The 17,292-nt window shown below is 68.4% G+C and carries 13 protein-coding genes; 11 read left to right on the top strand and 2 right to left on the bottom strand.

Annotated elements, in window-relative coordinates; translation table 11 throughout:
• Positions 1-21: 21 nt before the first annotated feature.
• On the bottom strand, positions 22-855 hold the full coding sequence (locus FAB82_RS23855) for a helix-turn-helix domain-containing protein (protein ID WP_136537069.1): 834 nt from the start codon (positions 853-855) through the stop codon (positions 22-24).
• Positions 856-980: 125 nt separating this feature from the next.
• Here FAB82_RS23855 and FAB82_RS23850 point away from each other — a divergent pair, with 125 nt between their 5' ends.
• The 4 genes from FAB82_RS23850 to FAB82_RS23835 all read left to right on the top strand — a co-directional run bounded on the left by FAB82_RS23850 (position 981) and on the right by FAB82_RS23835 (position 8,760).
• Positions 981-1,730 (top strand): NADPH-dependent F420 reductase, encoded by a 750-nt coding sequence (locus FAB82_RS23850; protein ID WP_136537068.1) that lies wholly within the window; start codon positions 981-983, stop codon positions 1,728-1,730.
• A gap of 169 nt (positions 1,731-1,899) precedes the next feature.
• Positions 1,900-4,890 (top strand): glycine--tRNA ligase, encoded by a 2,991-nt coding sequence (locus tag FAB82_RS23845; RefSeq protein ID WP_136537067.1) that lies wholly within the window; start codon positions 1,900-1,902, stop codon positions 4,888-4,890.
• 118 nt (positions 4,891-5,008) lie between these two features.
• On the top strand, positions 5,009-6,304 hold the full coding sequence (locus tag FAB82_RS23840; protein WP_136537066.1) for an LppU/SCO3897 family protein: 1,296 nt from the start codon (positions 5,009-5,011) through the stop codon (positions 6,302-6,304).
• Positions 6,305-6,435: 131 nt separating this feature from the next.
• On the top strand, positions 6,436-8,760 hold the full coding sequence (locus FAB82_RS23835) for a choice-of-anchor P family protein (RefSeq protein ID WP_136537065.1): 2,325 nt from the start codon (positions 6,436-6,438) through the stop codon (positions 8,758-8,760).
• A gap of 92 nt (positions 8,761-8,852) precedes the next feature.
• Here the strand turns inward: FAB82_RS23835 and FAB82_RS23830 are convergent, their stop codons facing one another.
• On the bottom strand, positions 8,853-9,602 hold the full coding sequence (locus tag FAB82_RS23830; protein ID WP_136537064.1) for a GntR family transcriptional regulator: 750 nt from the start codon (positions 9,600-9,602) through the stop codon (positions 8,853-8,855).
• A 690-nt stretch (positions 9,603-10,292) separates the two neighbouring features.
• Between FAB82_RS23830 and FAB82_RS23825 the strand changes: the two genes are divergently transcribed.
• From FAB82_RS23825 to FAB82_RS23795, 7 genes are read left to right on the top strand one after another with little or no spacing between them, the layout of a single operon-like run.
• Positions 10,293-10,919: a carbohydrate ABC transporter permease gene (locus tag FAB82_RS23825; protein WP_136537063.1), complete on the top strand. Its 627-nt coding sequence runs from the start codon at positions 10,293-10,295 to the stop codon at positions 10,917-10,919.
• Positions 10,920-10,921: 2 nt separating this feature from the next.
• Positions 10,922-12,649, top strand: a complete 1,728-nt coding sequence (locus tag FAB82_RS23820; RefSeq protein WP_136537062.1) for a GH39 family glycosyl hydrolase — start codon at positions 10,922-10,924, stop codon at positions 12,647-12,649.
• Entirely contained in the window at positions 12,646-14,109 is a 1,464-nt protein-coding gene (locus FAB82_RS23815; RefSeq protein WP_136537061.1) for an NAD-dependent succinate-semialdehyde dehydrogenase, read from the top strand. Before FAB82_RS23820 ends, FAB82_RS23815 begins: the two co-directional genes overlap by 4 nt.
• Entirely contained in the window at positions 14,106-15,101 is a 996-nt protein-coding gene (locus FAB82_RS23810; protein ID WP_136537060.1) for a phosphoglycerate dehydrogenase, read from the top strand. The genes FAB82_RS23815 and FAB82_RS23810 overlap by 4 nt, the downstream gene beginning before the upstream one ends.
• Positions 15,098-15,886, top strand: a complete 789-nt coding sequence (locus FAB82_RS23805) for a hydroxypyruvate isomerase family protein (RefSeq protein WP_136537059.1) — start codon at positions 15,098-15,100, stop codon at positions 15,884-15,886. The genes FAB82_RS23810 and FAB82_RS23805 overlap by 4 nt, the downstream gene beginning before the upstream one ends.
• Entirely contained in the window at positions 15,883-16,560 is a 678-nt protein-coding gene (locus FAB82_RS23800; RefSeq protein ID WP_136537058.1) for an aspartate/glutamate racemase family protein, read from the top strand. The genes FAB82_RS23805 and FAB82_RS23800 overlap by 4 nt, the downstream gene beginning before the upstream one ends.
• Positions 16,560-17,264, top strand: coding sequence for a molybdate ABC transporter substrate-binding protein (locus FAB82_RS23795; protein WP_136537057.1), 705 nt, complete (start codon positions 16,560-16,562; stop codon positions 17,262-17,264). The genes FAB82_RS23800 and FAB82_RS23795 overlap by 1 nt, the downstream gene beginning before the upstream one ends.
• Positions 17,265-17,292 lie beyond the last annotated feature (28 nt).

Here is a 17,292-nt window from a genome sequence, read left to right as displayed (position 1 = left end):
GCCTCTGATCGACTCCTACGCCTATTGGTCCCCGAGCTTGCGCAATGCCTGCTCCGAGACCGAACCCGGCTCGGCGGCGAACAGGTCCATGCCGTAACAGGACGGCCTGTCGGGCAAGGAGATGCGCTCGCCGTGCAGGGTCAGCTCGCCCACGACCGGATGGTGCAGCACATAGGACCGAGTTCGCAACTGCGCGACCGGATGCTCCGCCCACATTCGCGCGAAGTCGGCGCTGAGCACCCGCAAGGCCTCGATGTGCGCCGTGATCGCGACGTCCCCGCTATAGCGCCCGTACAGGAACCGCAAGTGCGCCACGTGATCCCGGGCCGCCCGCTCCCATCCCTCGCCGTACAGCTCGCGCGTGCCCGACTCCGCGAACAGGAGATGCGAGAGCGTGCGGTGCTCGGGCGGCAGCGCGGGGAAGTCCCCGAAGACGGCGACGGCGAGGTCGTTCCAACCGACGATCTGGGTGTGCGGACCGACGAGCAGCGCGGGAGTGATCGGCAGCGACTCCAGTAGGAAACGCAGCCCCGTCGGCACTTCCTCCGCATGTTCCCCGGAATCCGCACACGGTCGGGGACGGCGCGCGATCGAGTGGAAATAGGCCAGCTCGTCGGCGTCCAGCCGCAGCGCCGCGCCGATCGAGTCGAGCACTTCGTCCGAGACCTGGTCGCCGCGGCCCTGCTCCAGCCGCGTGTAGTGGGCGATGCTGACGCTCGCCAGCTGGGCCAGCTCCTCGCGCCGCAGCCCCGCGACCCGGCGCGCCCTGCCATGGTCATGCAGCCCAACGTCCCCCGGTCGCAGGCGGGCCCGCCGCGACTTGAGGAACTCCCGCAACTCGGTCCGGTAGTCCATGCGGAAACCGTACTCCGGCTGGGTGATCACGCCGTGAGTACGCAGAACCCGACCCTGGCAGGACCGACCTGGCCGAGCCAAGCTTCGTCAGAGAAACCGAAGTCCCGAACGAATGGAGCGAAGCAATGCCCGGAACCATCGGATTCATCGGCAGCGGCATGATCGGCACCGCCGTTGCGCGCCTTGCCATCGCGGAGGGTTTCGAGGTCGTCCTCAGCAACTCGCGCGGCCCCGAGACGCTCACCGACCTCGTCGCGGACCTGGGCGCCCAGGCCCGCGCGGCCACCCCCGCCGAGGCCGCCGTTGGAGCGGACCTGGTGGTGGCGGCCGTCCCGCTGAGTGCCTTCGACCGGCTCCCCGTCGAGGCGCTGGAGGGCAAGACCGTGCTGGACACTTCGAACTACTACCCGCAGCGCGACGGCCACCTCGCCGAACTGGATGCGGGCGAGCTGACCTCCAGCGAGCTGCTGCAACGCCACCTCGCTGGGGCACGGGTCGTCAAGGCCTTCAACAACATCGCATTCAGCCACATCGTCAGCTTGGCCCGGCCCGCGGGCGCGGACGACCGCAGCGCGCTGCCCATCTCGGGCGACGACGCCGCAGCGAAGGCCGAGGCGGACCGGCTGCTCGACGCCCTCGGCTGGGACACCGTGGACGCGGGAACCCTCGCCGAGAGCTGGCGCAGCGCGCCGGAGACCCCGGTGTACGTAAAGCCGTACCTGGAGGAAATGCCCGCCGAGGGCGTCGCGGACTTCCTCACTTGGGTGGGGCAGACCTCCGGCACCCCGGTTCCCGCAGCGGAAGTCGCGAAACTCATCGAGGCGGCGGTCCGCCTCCCCGCGGGCGACACCAGGCTCCCAAACCCCGCTGATTAGGGGTCGCGAATGCGGCACGGGACGTCCTCGTGGCCGGGTCGCTTCAGCCTTCGACCCGGCCGACGAATTTGAGGCCGGTCCCGATAGCATGCCCCGTGAGCGACTCCATCCAGGTGCCGTGCGAGGGGACTCGCGTTCTGGATTCCGTACTGAATTCGAGGTGAGTACCGTGACCGACCTGACCATGCAAGACGCCCTGGCACGCCTGACTACTTTCTGGAGCGGGCACGGTTGTCTCACCGTCCAGCCGATGAACACCGAGGTCGGCGCGGGAACCCTGAACCCCGCGACCTCGCTGCGGGTGCTCGGACCGGAGCCGTGGAAGGTCGCCTACGTCGAGCCGTCCGTGCGGCCCGACGACGCCCGGTACGGCGACAACCCCAACCGCATCCAGATGCACACCCAGTTCCAGGTCATCCTGAAACCGGAGCCCGGAAACGCGCAAGAGCTGTACCTGGAGTCCCTGGCGGCGTTGGGAATCGATACCCGGGCCCATGACATCCGCTTCGTGGAGGACAACTGGGCCTCGCCGGCCCTCGGCGCCTGGGGGCTGGGCTGGGAGGTCTGGCTCGACGGCCTGGAGATCACCCAGTTCACCTACTTCCAGCAGTCCGGTGGTGTCGCCCTGGACCCGGTGTCCGTGGAGATCACCTACGGCATGGAGCGCATTCTCATGGCGCTCCAAGGCGTTCGGCATTTCAAGGAGATCGCCTATGCCCCCGGGATCAGCTACGGCGAGGTCTTCGGCCAGGGCGAGTACGAGATGTCGCGCTACTACCTCGACGACGCCGACATCGCCACCCACCGGGAACTCTTCGACCGCTACGGCGACGAGGCCGCCCGCATGGTTGAGCTCGGCCTGCCGATCCCCGCGCATGTCAACGTGTTGAAGATGTCCCACGCGTTCAACGTCCTCGACGCCCGCGGAGCGGTGTCGACCTCCGACCGCGCCACCGCCTTCGCCCGGATGCGGGGCCTCGCCCACGAGGTCGCCGAGCAGTGGATCGCCAAGCGCGGCCAGGCGGGATTCCCGCTCGGCACGGTGGAGCCCGAGGGCAAGGCGGCCCCGGCGCCGATTGTCGTTCCCGCCGATACCGATCCGCAGACCGTGGCGTTCGAGATCGGCGTCGAGGAGATGCCGCCCGCCGAAGCGCAGGCGGCCAGGACCCATGTCGAGCAGCGTCTGCGGGCCCTGCTCGAAGGCGCGCACCTCGACCACGGCGACGTAATTGTCCACGCGACACCCCGCCGGATCGTCGCCCAGATCGCGGCAGTCGCGGCGTCCGAACCCGACCGGACGGTGACCGCGCGCGGCCCCAAGACCGCCGCCGCCTTCGACGCCGAGGGCAATCCGACCAAGGCGGCGCTCGGCTTCGCGCGATCCAACGGCGTGGACGTCGCCGACCTCACCACTGTCGAGTCCGCGGGTGCGACCCACGTCGCGGCGGTTCGCACCCAGAACGGTCGCCACGCGCTGGAGGTCTTCGCGGACGTCATCGGCGACATCGCGGGCGGGCTGCGCTCGGGCAAGAACATGCGGTGGTCCGACCCGAAGCTGGCCTTCACCCGCCCGATCCGCTGGCTCGGCGCCATGTGGGGGCCGCACGTCATTCCCGCCGCCGCCTCCGGGCTCGCCGCGGGCCGCCTCACCCGGGCCCACCGCTCATCCGATGAACCGATCCTGCCGATCGCCGCCGCCGACGACCTCGCTCCGGCCTTGGAACGCAACGGCATCGTCCTGAACGAGCAGGACCGCCGCCGCCGGATCGTCGCGCAGGCCGCGAAGGCGGCCCGTGCCGTGGACGGCGCCGTCGACTTCGATGCCGAAGCGGCACTGGTCGATCAGGTCAACTTCCTCGTCGAGCAGCCCGTGGCGGTCCTCGGATCCTTCGACGAGTCGTATCTGGATCTGCCCGACGAGGTCCTCACCTCGGTGATGCGCAAGCACCAGCGCTACTTCCCGGTTCGCGGCGGGGACGGGGAGCTCCTGCCCCACTTCGTCGCCGTGGCCAACGGCCCCATCGATGAGCCGACCGTCCGGGTGGGCAACGAGGCCGTGCTCAGGGCCCGTTTCGAGGATGCCGCGTTCTTCTACCGCGCCGACCTGAAGACGCCGATCGAGGAGATGCGGCAGCGGCTCGGCCACCTGGCGTTCGCCGACCGGCTCGGCTCCATCGCCGACCGGGCCGACCGCATCCGCGCGATCGCGGCCGCCCTGGCCGACCTCGCGGACATCGCGGACGAGGACCGGCGCGTTCTCACCGAGGCGGCGGCGCTGGTGAAGTTCGACCTCGGCTCGCAGCTGGTCACTGAGATGACCAGCCTCGCCGGAACGCTGGCCCGCACCTACGCGCTGGAGGCCGGAAAGGACGGCGCCGTCGCCGAAGCCCTCTTCGAGGCCGAACTGCCCCGCCAGGCCGGGGACCGCGTCCCGGAGAGCACGGCGGGGGCGCTGCTGGCCCTCGCCGATCGCCTTGACTTCTTCGTCGGCCTCGGTTCGACGGTGGGCATGCCCACCGGTTCGAAGGATCCCTTCGCGCTGCGCAGGGCCGCACTGGGTCTCATCGCCGTCCACCGGGCCGCCGCCCCCGCCGTCGCACACCTGTCGCTGCACGAGTGCATTCGCGCGGCGGCGTCGGTGCAGCCGGTCGAGGTGACCGCGGAGCATGCGGGCGCCATGGAGGGGTTCCTGCGGGATCGGCTCGCGCAGCAGCTGATCGACGAGGGCCGCCGCTTCGATCTGGTCGCGGCGGTGCTGCCGCTGGCCGAGCGCCCCGCCCTCGCCGAGGCGCGTCTCAGCGAGCTCGAATCCGAACTCGGTTCGGACCGCTTCGAACGACTCGCCGCCGCGATGCAGCGCATCAGTCGGATCCTGCCCTCCGATGTGGCAGCGGTGTCGGACTTCGACCGCCTCACGGCCGCAAGCGAACAGCGACTCATAGCCGTCCTCGGGGACCTCGACCGAGCCGACGGTGCGGACGGCCGACTGGACGACTGGATCGAACTCGCCGCAGGCCTGCCCGATGCCGTCGATGCCTTCTTCGAGGAAGTACTGGTGATGGACCCGGACCCGCAGGTCCGGTCCCAGCGCCTCGGTCTGCTGTCCGCGCTCCACCGGAACGCGGCCTCCCGTCTGGACTGGAGCGCGGTCCAGATCTGACCGGCCCTGCGCTTCCACCGGCCGCATCGATTGCGGCCGGTGTTCTCATGTCGTCGGCGGGGCGAGGTCGGGGATTGATCCGTGACCGATCGGGGACCGTCCCTCCCATGCTCTCCGCATGGACTCAAACGACTCGAGCTACAGCTCCTCCGACTCAAGCCAGGGCTCCTCGCAGCCTCCACCCGAACCGGACCGATCCTCCGACTCGAGCTCCGGCTACGAGGCCGACCAGGACCACCGCGAAACGGATCGCGACTCGGACGACCGGACCGCCGACCTGGGACGCCCAGGCGGCTCCGGGCGCCGATCCGAATCCAGATCGGACCGCGACGACAATGACGACACGGTAAGGCCGAACGCGAGCTTCGGATTCGAGCCCGGCATGGACGGGGCCGACCCGCAACCGGAGATGCACGTGCCCTCGGAAGAGGCGCCCGGCTTCGGCTTCGACCCGGATTCGGGCCTCACCGCCGACGTCCCCGTCGCGGACTTCACCATGCCGGTTCCCGGCGATTCGGGCACCGGCCTGACGACGGTCCTCGGGTTGACCTTCAAGGGCTGGGCCGCGATCGTCATCGCGGCCGCCACGGTGCTCATCACGGGCGTCGCCTTGAGCGGCAACGAGAGCGACGCTGACACCGGCGGCGACGACTTCTCCTCGACCGACCTGACCGACACCGATCCCGAAACCGACGAACCGTGGACCGAGGAGGAGGAGACCGAACCCCTGGACCCGGTGGAGGCGGCCGTGGTGGGGGACTGCTTCGTCGACTACGGCGACGAGTACAGCGCCGACATCGAGCCGACCTCCTGCGGGGCCGGGTCGTTCGAGACGGTCGACATCTTCGAGGGCACCTCCGACCTGGCGTCCTGCGACTCCGTCGAGAACGCGAACAAGGCCGTCACCTCGACCGCGGCCTCCCGGGTGCTGTGCCTGAGTTACATCGCCATCGACGGCGACGACGCCTATCAAGCCCAAGTGGACGAATGCGTATACGGTCCCAATGAGACCGGATCGGCATGGGGGACGATCGGCTGCGAGGACGGAGCGTTCCGGGTGCTGGAGCGCCTGGAAGGCCAGTCGGATATGGGCATGTGCTCGGAATCGACCTACTACAACCACGCGATCAGTTACACCACGAGTGAGACCTATCTGGATGTCGTGCTGTGCCTCCAGATGATCTATCCGGGCGGGGACATCGGTTATGCGGAGATGGACCACTGCATGAGCATGACCGGCGACTACGAATACTTCGAGTTCGTCTCGGACTGCTCCAGCGGCAATGTCTACCTCACCGGCCGCACCAGCGAGGACGTCGACTCGGAAAGCTGGTGCAACGGTTGGGGTTGGTACAACTGGACCAACCCGGACTTCCCCGAGCACACCTTCACGGCCTGCTGGGGCTGGTTGTAAATCCGCGCTCGCCGCAGCACAACACGGCGTACCCCGAAATGAGGGCAATTCCCCTATAGTACGGATTGAGGCGAGTCGATGGATCGAAACTCCATCGGGCTGAAGGCGAACGCACGATGGGGCGGGATTTGATGAGGCGCTTGGCAGGCAAGGCGGTATCGGTAGTGGCGGGCGGTGTGCTGGTGCTGTCCTTGGCCGTCACGGCGCCAGAGGAGTCGCCGGAAGCCGATGTGGCGGAATGGGAATCGGCGGCGGTCGAGCAGGACGACGTCGACTCCCAAGGGACGATCGCGTGCGAAACCGAGCCGGGAGGGGAAGTCTTCTATCCCACCAATCCGGAGGGCTCGCCCTCGGCGTCGGCATCAGCCGAATACAACGAGCGATTCGCACAGGTCGGAGAGGATGACGACACGCTGCCGTTCCTGCGGGATCTGGCCCCCGGTGGCACGAGCTTCTGGATTCCGCAAGGTCTGGCCTACTGGCCCGACTGGGATGGACAAGGCAAGGATTTGCTACTGGTCGGCGCCTACCGCGACGGCTACGACTCCATCATCTACGGCATCGACCCCGAGACCGGGAAGACCATCGGCACGGTCAAGACCACTGAGGGGCATTTGGGCGGGATCGTGGTCCTCGGCGACTGGGCATACGTGGGCAGTGGACAGCCCACGGTCTCCATTCGCCGGTATGGTCTGGACCAACTCAGGGACGGCATTAAAGAAGGAGCCCAAAATGGAGTTCCCTTGGAGGACATGCCGTCGGCCACTTACAGGGATCAGGATGTCGAGGGGTCGGGGTGGCTCGGCACCGATGGGGAGACCATCTATGCCGGACGCTACGAACGATCGGATGATCTCCTGGCCCCAATCATGAGGCAATATGAGATCGGCGAAGGCGGAGTGCTGGTGCAGATCGGCAACGAGTACGTTGTCCCGCTTGGCACCCAGGGCATGGCTGTCGTCGACGGTGACTACTACTTCAGTGTCGGCCCCGATCACACGACAGGAGGAAAGCAGCGCAGCTACCTCTACCGTGTGGATGAAGAGGACATGGGCGAGAACATCTATTTCGGCCCGCCCCACGGTCAGCTATTCAAGCTCGCCTCCGCTTGCTTCAGCGCCCCCAGCATGTCCGAAGGCATCGGCAGGAACGGCGACGAGGTGTACTTGGCGTTCGAGTCCGGAACGCAGGAATACGCTGACGGGGACGCAGCCAACGAGGTCGAGCACATCCACGTCGGTCAGCTCGGATCGGACGGCGACGACGATGACGGCGACGACGGAGACCTGCCCGGGTCGACCACTTCCTACACCGGCCCCACCGAGGCCGACTTCCATGATGAGTTCACCGCGTCGGCCCGGTTGACCGACGGCGATGGGCCGGTCTCGGGCGAGCGGGTCGATTTCGAACTAGGTTCCGGTGGCGGATCGCAGTCCTGCGGCGCGACCACCGACGCAGAAGGCGTCGCCGCCTGTGCATTGACGCCGACCCAGCGGCCGGGGCAGACCACCTTGACCGCGAGCTTCGGCGGGTCCTCCGACCTCGCCTCCAGCCAAGACACGGTCTCGTTCACGGTCTCCAAACAGGAGACGGCGCTGCGCTACACCGGCCCGGAACGCGTTGCCAATGGCACACCCACCGAGCTCTCCGGGATCCTCACCGAGGAGACGCACGATGGCCCGCCCGTCGCGGATCGGTCGGTGACACTGGCGCTCGGTGAGGGCGACGACCGCCAATCCTGCGATGCCGTGACGAACGGCGACGGCGAGGCCGCGTGCGAGATCGAATCGGTGGACCAGCCGCTGAACGAGGAGGCGACGGTTCCGGTCAACCTCTCCTTCGACGGCGACGACTACTACGAATCATCCAGTGTGGATGACACGGTGCTGCTGGAGTACTACACCGGGCGAGCCTTCGGACTGTCGGCCGAGGTCGACCTCCTCGATCTCGGTGCGGGGCTGGAACCGACCCCGGATACCGGGCCGATCCGCACTGCCGACGCCACCGAGAACGACCCCGGCTGCGTGGCTGACGTATCGACTCTCGTCATCAGTGCCGAAAGCGTGTGCCCGCAGGTGACGACCAGCCTCGCGCCCGGCACCTCGACGTCGACCACCAGCGTTCAGAACGCCGAAATCGGTCTGCCGGGCCTGCCCGTGATCGAGATCGAAGGCGCCACCGCCCGCTCGACCAGCACCTGCGACGCGGGTGGGTCGGCGGACGGCGCCACCGACCTGACACTGAGGGTCGGCGGAGACGCCGTCGAGATCACCGGCGAAGCCAATGCGACGGTCGACCTGGGCGGAGCGGCGAAGCTCGTCGTCAATGAACAGGAACCGGTGTCCGGCGCGGATCACGGCCTGACCGTCAACGCCGTCCACCTCACCGCCGCCGACGGGGCCGTTGACATCGTGATCGCCTCGGCCACCAGCGATGTCCACAACTGCGTCGAATGATGTCGTGACCTGGGCCCGCACATTGACAGAATGAGCACCCTGGCGCACCGGCCTTCGCCATGGTCCGTTCCGTGGCATCGGCGGACTTCCCGTTACCGGGGGAGGCTGAAGTCCGTCTTGCCTTCCGGTCCGGGGCCGGATAGAGGTCCTGACGCCGCAGTCTGCCCGGGTTCGGCGTCGCGCATCTGGCGGATGCGGCGGAGCGTCCATCCGATGTGCTTCTCGATCGCGGCGACGGAGGCGGGGGCGTCGCCCGACGCCAGTACGTCGCGGAGCTCGGCGTGCTCCTTCCACGCCGAAGACCGGAAGTCCTCGCGGTCGGTCCGGGCATTGAGGAACATGGCGACCTGGCTTCGCAGCAGCGCCCAGGTCCGTTGCAGCCGAGCGTGATCGGCGGCCTCGTAGACGAGGTCGTGGAACTCCAGGTCGAGTGCGACGTGGTCCTCGCCGTCGGTCGTGCCCGCGAGCTCCTTCATCCGGTCGATGACCTCGTCCATCGCGGTAAGGGTCTCGTCGGTGAAGCGGGCGGCACACCGCTCCATGGCCAGGCGTTCGATGGCGATGCGCAGCGAATAGACCTCTTCGATGTCGTCGTACGTGAGGGTGATGACGCGCGCTCCGCGATGGCGCTGCGACTCGATCAGGCCGTCGCGTTCGAGAATGGAGATCGCCTCGCGCACCGGTCCGCGGCTCACCGACATCGACTCGGCGAGTTCGACCTCCTTGAGGCGCTCTCCCGGGGCGAGGACGCCTCGGGTGATCATCTCCCGCAACCGGTCGGCGATGAGCGTGGAGATGGCCGGCGTCGTCGCCGGTTCGCTCGGGAAGTTCAATGTCGCCACGCGCGTCCTTCTTCGGCTCGTCTGCAATCGTGTCGCGATCAGGGATGCACAGTGTATTCCGCAGCGCCGGAGCCGGATCACGCCCTGATCGTTCGGGCGAGGAATGCGCCGGCCGGGGGCGAGCAATCCTAAGGACCGGCCGCCGCGGTCATCCGCTGCGCGGCCCGCGCCATGGCGAGGCGTTCGAATGTTCGTGGCGACCGCCAGCGGGGGATCTCCACGTGTCCTCCTGATGGGTTGGTGTACGGCAATCCTAGCAGAATATTGCTGATTGTTTCTTGTTGACAATCGTCAATCGCTGGGATAGCGTCGCCGAATTGGCACGGAGGTGCCGCAAGATCCCCCTATCGGTCACGCCCCGCGAAGTCGCGGGGCCGCGCAAGGAGGCGCACCGAATGGTCCAAATGACACGAAGAAGACTCCTCGGGGCGGGAGCCGCGGTCTCCGCGGGATCGCTTCTCAACGCCTGCAGCTCACCCTTCGACGACACCACCGCGGCCGGTGGCAACGTGCTCGAGTTCGTCACCTTCTACACGGGGCCCGACGGCGTCGTAATGCAGCAGATCGTCGACAGGTACAACCGGCAGTCGACCGGAGCGCAGATCCGCATGTCGGCGCCGGCCTACGGCGGCGACTACCTCACCAAGCTCGTCACCTCGACCATCGCCGGCAACCCGCCGCAATGTCTTCGTGGCGTTCTTCAACAGCTCGGTCGTGGCGATCGTCGCCACCGTGCTGGCGCTCGTCGTCTGCTCGATGATGGCGTACGCGCTGGCCCGCCTGCCGTTCCGCGGCAGCGCGGTCGTCCTGAGCCTCATCGTCCTCATGATGCTGATCCCCACCGAGGTCATCCTGGTTCCGCTGTTCCAGCAGTTCGCGGCGCTCGGGCTGCTCAACACGTACGGCGCGCTCATCATCCCGCACGTGGTGTCGCTGTTCGGGGTCGTCCTGCTGCGGCAGTTCATCGTGAACCTGCCCGTCGAACTGACCGAAGCCGCGAAGATCGACGGCGCGAACGCCTGGCAGAACTACCGTTACATCGTGCTGCCGCTCATCCGGCCCGGTCTCGCCACCATCGGCATCCTGGTGTTCCTCTCCGCGTGGAACGACTTCCTGTGGCCGCTTATCGCCACTAGCACCCCCTCGATGCAGACGCTGCCGCTGGCGCTCATCACCTTCCGATCGGCATACGGCGATTCGGAGTACGGCGTGGTCATGGCCTCGACCATCCTCGCCATCACGCCCCCACTGCTCGTTTTCCTCTTCGCCCAGCGATTCATCGTCCAGGGCATCAGCAATACCGGATTGAAAGGTTGACCATGGCCAACAGCACGCGATCCACCGAACACGCGGGGCACAACGGGGCGCACCCGAGCGCGGCCCGCTCCGATCCGGACGCTCCGCATGTCAGGAGCGCTGACGTGCGCATCGACGCCTCCACCTCACTCGGCGACCTGACGCCGATCTGGGCGAGCCTCGGCTACGACGAGATCAACTACACCTACCGCCCGGACGGGAAGCGACTGCTCCGGCAGATCGGCGAGTTCTCCCCGCGGCCGTTCCACGTGCGACCCCACTACATGTTCTGCTCGGGCAGCGGATGGGGACAGCCCCACTGGGGCAACGGGAACGTCTACCACGAGGACGCCGAGGGCAACCCGTACTACGACTTCACGCTCCTGGACCAGACCTATGACGCCATCGTCGGGTCCGGCCACCATGTGCTCGTCGAACTCGGGTTCACCCCGAAGGACCTGGTGCCCGAGAAGGCCAAAGAAGTGTTCACCACGATCCCGAGCCCCACGGTCTACAGCGCCTACGAGAACGGCCTCTGGTCGTTCCCGCCCAAGGACTACGGCAAGTGGGCCGGCCTGTGCGCCGCGACCGCCGAGCACGCGCTCGAACGCTATGGGGCCGAGGAGGTCTCGAAGTGGGTGTGGGAGCTGTGGAACGAGCCCGACATCTTCTACTGGAGGGGCACGCCGCAGCAGTACTACGACCTCTACACCGTCACCGCCGCCGCGATCCGCGGCGTGCTGCCCGAGGCCCGCATCGGCGGCCCGTCCGTCACCGGCGGCGACGCCGGCGTCGACTTCCTCCGCGGGTTCCTCGACCACTGCTCGCGCACCGGCGCCCCGCTCGACTACGTCTCGTTCCACACCAAGGGATCGGCGTTCACGCCGTGGCGAACCTATGGACCGATCGGGGCGCCCGCGCCCGTGCAGGAGTCGCCGTCCGCGGCAAAGATGCTGTTCGAGGTGGACCGGCTGCTCGCGGTCATGGGGGAGTTCCCCGAATACGCCGAGCTCCCCGCGATCATCGACGAGTGCGACGCGGGCGTCCCCGCCCACCACAGCGCCTACGACAATGCGAACTTCCAGTTCCAGAACAACGAGTACTACCCGGTGTTCCAGGCCAAGCTCATGAAGAAGCTCCTCGACCTCAGCGCGAACCACCGGGACAATATCGAGCAGGCGACGACCTGGTCGTTCTACTTCGAGGGCGAACGCTACTTCGAGGGCACGCGTTCCTGGATCACCCAGGGCGGCATCGAGAAACCGCTCATGAACGCCTACCGGCTCTTCGCGAAACTCGGCGAGCGCCGCATCGGCGCCATCTCCGACGCGGCGTGGCCGATCGACGACCTGTCCGGACGGGAACACGGAATGCCCGAAGAGGTCGACGCCCTCGCGTCGATCGCGGAGGACGGGACCGTCGCGGCCCTGATCTGGCGGCACAGCGACGACCAGTACAGCCAGGACGTCGAATCCACCGAGACGGTGCTCGGCTTCGCCGGGCTCGCGGCCTCCTCCTACGCCGTGACCGAATACCGGATCGACGCCGATCATTCGAACTCCCACACGGTGTGGAAGGAGCTCGGATCACCCCAGGAGCCGGACGAGAAGACGCTGGGGCGCATCTTCGCCCGGCAGGGCCTGGAGACGGTGGGCGAGCAGCGGATCGTCGCAGCGTCCGAGGGAAGCCTCCGGTACGAGACCCGCCTCCCGCTGCCGTCGGTCTCCCTCGTGGTGCTGGAGCCTCGATGAGCGTGAAGTCAGCTGCAAGAGAACGCGACTCGCTTCTTTTCATCGGGGGTCAGTGGCGCGCCGGCACCGGCGGCCGGACCCTCAAACTCCGCGAGCCCGCCACCGGCGGGGTCATCGGATCGGTGGCACAGGCCGACGAGCACGACCTCGACGCGGCCCTGGCCTCCATCGAGCGCGGCTTCACGCTGTGGCGCCGGTCCGAACCCGGGGAGCGGGCCCGCGTCCTCACCACGGCGGCCGCGATCCTGCGATCGCGCGCCGAGGAAACCGCGAGGACGATCACCGCCGAACAGGGGAAACCGCTCGGGGAGGCCAGGTCCGAGATCGAGCAGTCCGCCGGCCACTTCGACTGGTACGCAACGGAGGCCACCCGCGACCTCGGCCGGACCTGGACCGACGGCCGACGCGAGTTCACGGTCCAGCGCCGCCCGATCGGCCCCGTGGCCGCATTCTCGGCGTGGAACTTCCCCGCCTCGCTCCCGGCCCGGAAGATCGCCCCTGCCATCGCCGCCGGATGCAGCATCCTGGTGAAACCGGCGGAGGAGGCCCCCGGCGCGGCAGTCGCGCTCGTCAACGCGCTCATCGACGCCGGACTGCCGCCAGAGGTGATCGCCCTCGTCACCGGCGACGCACCCAAGATCGCCCGGGAGGTCATCGGCTCGCCGGTCATCCGGAAGATCACGCTCACCGGATCGATACTCGTCGGCCGGGAACTCGTGCAGCTCTCCGCCGAGCACCTGCAACCGCTCAGCCTCGAACTCGGCGGGCACGCACCCGTGATCGTGCTTCCCGGGGCAGACGTACCCGGCGTCGCCCGCGCGCTGGCCGGCGCGAAGTTCCGCAACGCCGGACAGGTCTGCATCTCGCCCACCAGGTTCTTCGTCCCCGACCGGGACGCCGAGGAGTTCGCGGCGCACTTCGCCGAGACGGCCGCGGCGCTCACGGTCGGTCCGGGCGACCGGGACGGCGTCGAGGTCGGCCCACTGGCGAACGAACGCAGGCTCAGAGCCGTCGAATCCCTCATGGATGATCTCCGAAAGGGCGGTGCGCGCGTGCTCACCGGCGGCGGCCGGGTCGAGTCGCTGCCGGGATGGTTCTTCGAGCCGACCGTCGTCACCGACGTTTCCGACGACGCGCGGATCCTCACGGAGGAGCCGTTCGGCCCGATCGCGCCCGTGCTGCCGTACCGGTCCATCGACGAGGCCGTGAACCGGGCCAACGCCGTGGAACAGGGACTCGCCGCCTACGTCTTCGGGCCCGAGGACGCCGCCCGCGACGTGGCTTCGCGCCTCGACGTCGGCATGATCGGCGTCAACACCACGGCGCTGGCCGTGGCAGAGGCCCCGTTCGGCGGCGTCAAGTCCTCCGGATACGGGCGCGAAGGCGGCACCGAAGGCCTCAATGAGTACACGGTCGCCGTCTACACGCAAGTGGCACAACAGAAGCAGGAGGGACAATGACCGCGCGAGTGCTCATCACCACCGCCTATCTCGAACCGGGCGGTGAGGTCGACCGGCTGCTGGCGGACGCCGGCTGCGAGACGGTGTTCCGCAGGGCGGCCGACCGGAAGGCGAGGGGTGAACGGCTCGTCGACGTCGTCGGCGAGGTGGACGCCATCGTCGCCGGCACCGACTCCTTCGACGCCGACGTGATCGACGCGGCGCACCGCCTGACCGTGATCGGGCGGTGCGGGGTCGGCTACGACAATATCGACGTCGAGGCCGCGACCCGCCAGGGCGTCGCCGTCACCTTCACCCCCGGCGTCAACCGAAGCTCCGTCGCGGAACTCGTGATCGGCCAGCTCGTCAATGGCGCGCGCCTCCTGCCCCAGAACATCGCGGCGATCCGCGCCGGAGCCTGGGACCAGCCGAGCGGGACCGAGCTCGGCGGGTCCGTCCTCGGCATTGCGGGACTGGGATCCATCGGGAAGGCCGTCGCGGTGATCGCGCGGGCGATGGGGATGACCGTCATGGCGTTCGACCCGCACTTCGACTCGTCCTTCGCCGCGCGGCACGGCATCGAGGAGGCCACCCTCGACCAGGTGCTGGCCGCATCCGACTTCCTGACGCTCCACATGGCCCTGGACGAGACCACCCGCAACCTCATCGACACGCCGAGGATCGCGGCGATGAAGCCCGGGGCGTTCCTGGTCAACACGGCGCGCGGCGGGATCGTGGACGAGTCCGCGCTGGCGGTGGCGATCAGGGAAGGGCGCCTTTCGGGCGCCGCACTCGATGTCCTGGAAGAGGAACCGCTCGCCGCGGACAGCCCGCTGCGCGGGCTCGACCGAGTGCTCATCACCGCGCACATCGGCGCCGCGACACATCAAGCTCGGGCCAGATCGAGCCTCATGGCGGCCCGGCAGGTGATCGACCACCTCGGCGGCAATGCCGAGCCGGACAATCTCGTCAACCCCGCGTACCGCACTGCCGCAACAGGAGTGGAGTCATGAGCGGCCTGCGATTCGACGCCAACCTGAAATGGCTGTTCACCGAACACGACTTCCTCGACCGGTTCGCGGCCGCCGCCGCGGCGGGCTTCGACGCCGTCGAATTCCCCGACCCATACGCGCACTCGCGGGCCGAACTTCGAAAGCGGCTGGAGGACAATGGCCTTCACCTGGTGCTGATCAATACGCCGATGGGGGAGCGGGGCACGCCGGAGCAGCAGGGGATCACCTGCTTTCCAGACCTGGCCCCGAGGTTCCGGAGCGAGTTCCTGAAGTCCCTTGAGTACGCCGTCGAACTCGGCGGCGACTTCGTGCACCTCGTCGGCGGGATGGTCCCGCCTGGAGTGAGCCGCGACCAGGCGTTCGCCCGCTACGTGGCCAATGTCGTCTGGGCGTCCGAACAGGCCGCGCCCACCGGCGTCCGCCTGCTGCTGGAGGAGCAGAACAAACGCGACGCACCGGGTTTCATCCTCCAGAACCAGGCACAGGCACACGCGGTCGCCGCCGCGTGCGACGCGGGGAACGTCGGGGTCCTGCTCGACGTCTACCACGCCCAGATCGACGAGGGCGACATCCTCCGACTGCTCTCCCAGGGGCTCCCCGGGGCGTTCCACGTGCAGATCGCCGACCCGCCCTCGCGGCACGAGCCCGGGACCGGGGAGCTGAACTTCCGGCAGGTGTTCGCCGCCATCGAGGCCAGCGGATACGACGGCTGGATCGGATGCGAGTACGCGCCCGCAGCAGGGACCCGCGAAGGACTCTCCTGGAGAAGGGAACTCCTCGGATGACCGCCGAGAACCGGCGGCCGCGACTCGCCCTGATCCACGGCACGAGCGCGGCGGTCGCACCCGCGGTGGACGGTCTCGCGGCCGTCTTCCCGGAGGCAGAGCCGTGGAACATCCTGGACGATCGCCTGCTTCCGGACGCGGATGCGGCTGGCGGGCTGACTCCTGAACTCGCCGAACGCATGTCGCGCCTCATCGGCTTCGCCCGCGACGGGGGAGCGGCGGCGGTGCTCCTCACCTGCTCCATGTACGGGACGGTCGCGACCTCTGCCGAACTCGACATCCCGGTGCTGGCCCCGGACCAGGCCGCCTTCGCGCGGGTCGTCCGGGAGCGGTGGGGGAGCGTCCTGGTGGTCGCGTCGTTCGAGACGGCGGCGATCGATGCCGCCGCCCGGCTCCGGTCGACCCTGGCGGACGCCGGAGTAGGAACGAGGGTCGACGTCGTCACCGCCGACGCCGCGCTGCGACCAAGCCGCAGCGGCGACGTGGACGCGCTGGAGAATGCGCTCGCCGACGTGGTCGCAGACAAAGCCGCCTGCGACGCGGTCGTCCTCGCCCAGTACTCGCTCGCCCCCGCCGCCGCCCTCCTGGAACAGCGCCTGGGCCTGCCCGTGGTCTCCGGCCCGCAGGCCGCGGCGGCGATGCTCAAGACCCTCCTCACCGAAAGGCCCCACTGATGCCGACCATTCGACTCTTCAGCACGCTCGCCGTCCGGCTCGCCCTCGACGCGGGGGTGATCGACGACTTCACTCGCGCCGGCGGAGTCGAGGTGGAGACGGTCTTCGACCCGACCAATGTGCTGCTGCAACGGATCGCGGCCGGGGATCGTCCGGACGTGATGATCGGGGTGCGATCCCAGCTCGACGGACTGGCCAACGATGGGGTGCTGGACGCATCCTCGCTGGTGGACATCGCCCGCGTCGGCGTGGGCCTCGCGGCCGAACCCGGATCGGGCGAACTCCCCGATATTTCCACAGTGGATGAATTGAAGTCGGCGCTACTGGGAGCGCGCTCGGTCGCGTATTCGCGGACGGGAGCGAGCGGTGTGTATTTCGCCTCTCTCATTGCGGCGCTGGGTATCAGGGAGGAGATCGACGCGCGCGCGACGGTCATCGAGAAGGGCTTCACGGCCGAAGCGGTGCTCGACGGGCGCGCGGACCTCGCCGTGCAGCAGCTGAGCGAGCTGCGGTTCGTACCCCAGGCCCGGCTCGTCGGCCCGCTTCCGGAAGCGGCGCAGCACTACACGGTCTTCGCGGCGGCGGCCGGGAGCGATGCGAAGGACCGCGAGGCGGCGGACTCTCTCGTCGCCCACCTCGGAGCGGCGAAGTCCGTCGAACGCTATCTGGAGGCGGGCCTTGAGGCCCCCGGGCCGACGCGGTGAGAGCGCCCCGAGGGCGAGCCGCCGATAT

The sequence above is a fragment of the Glycomyces buryatensis genome (assembly GCF_004912275.1).
GTDB classification, from domain to species: domain Bacteria; phylum Actinomycetota; class Actinomycetes; order Mycobacteriales; family Micromonosporaceae; genus Glycomyces; species Glycomyces buryatensis.
Note: the sequence above shows the minus strand (reverse complement) of the source record. Positions and strands in the feature narration are given on the sequence as shown.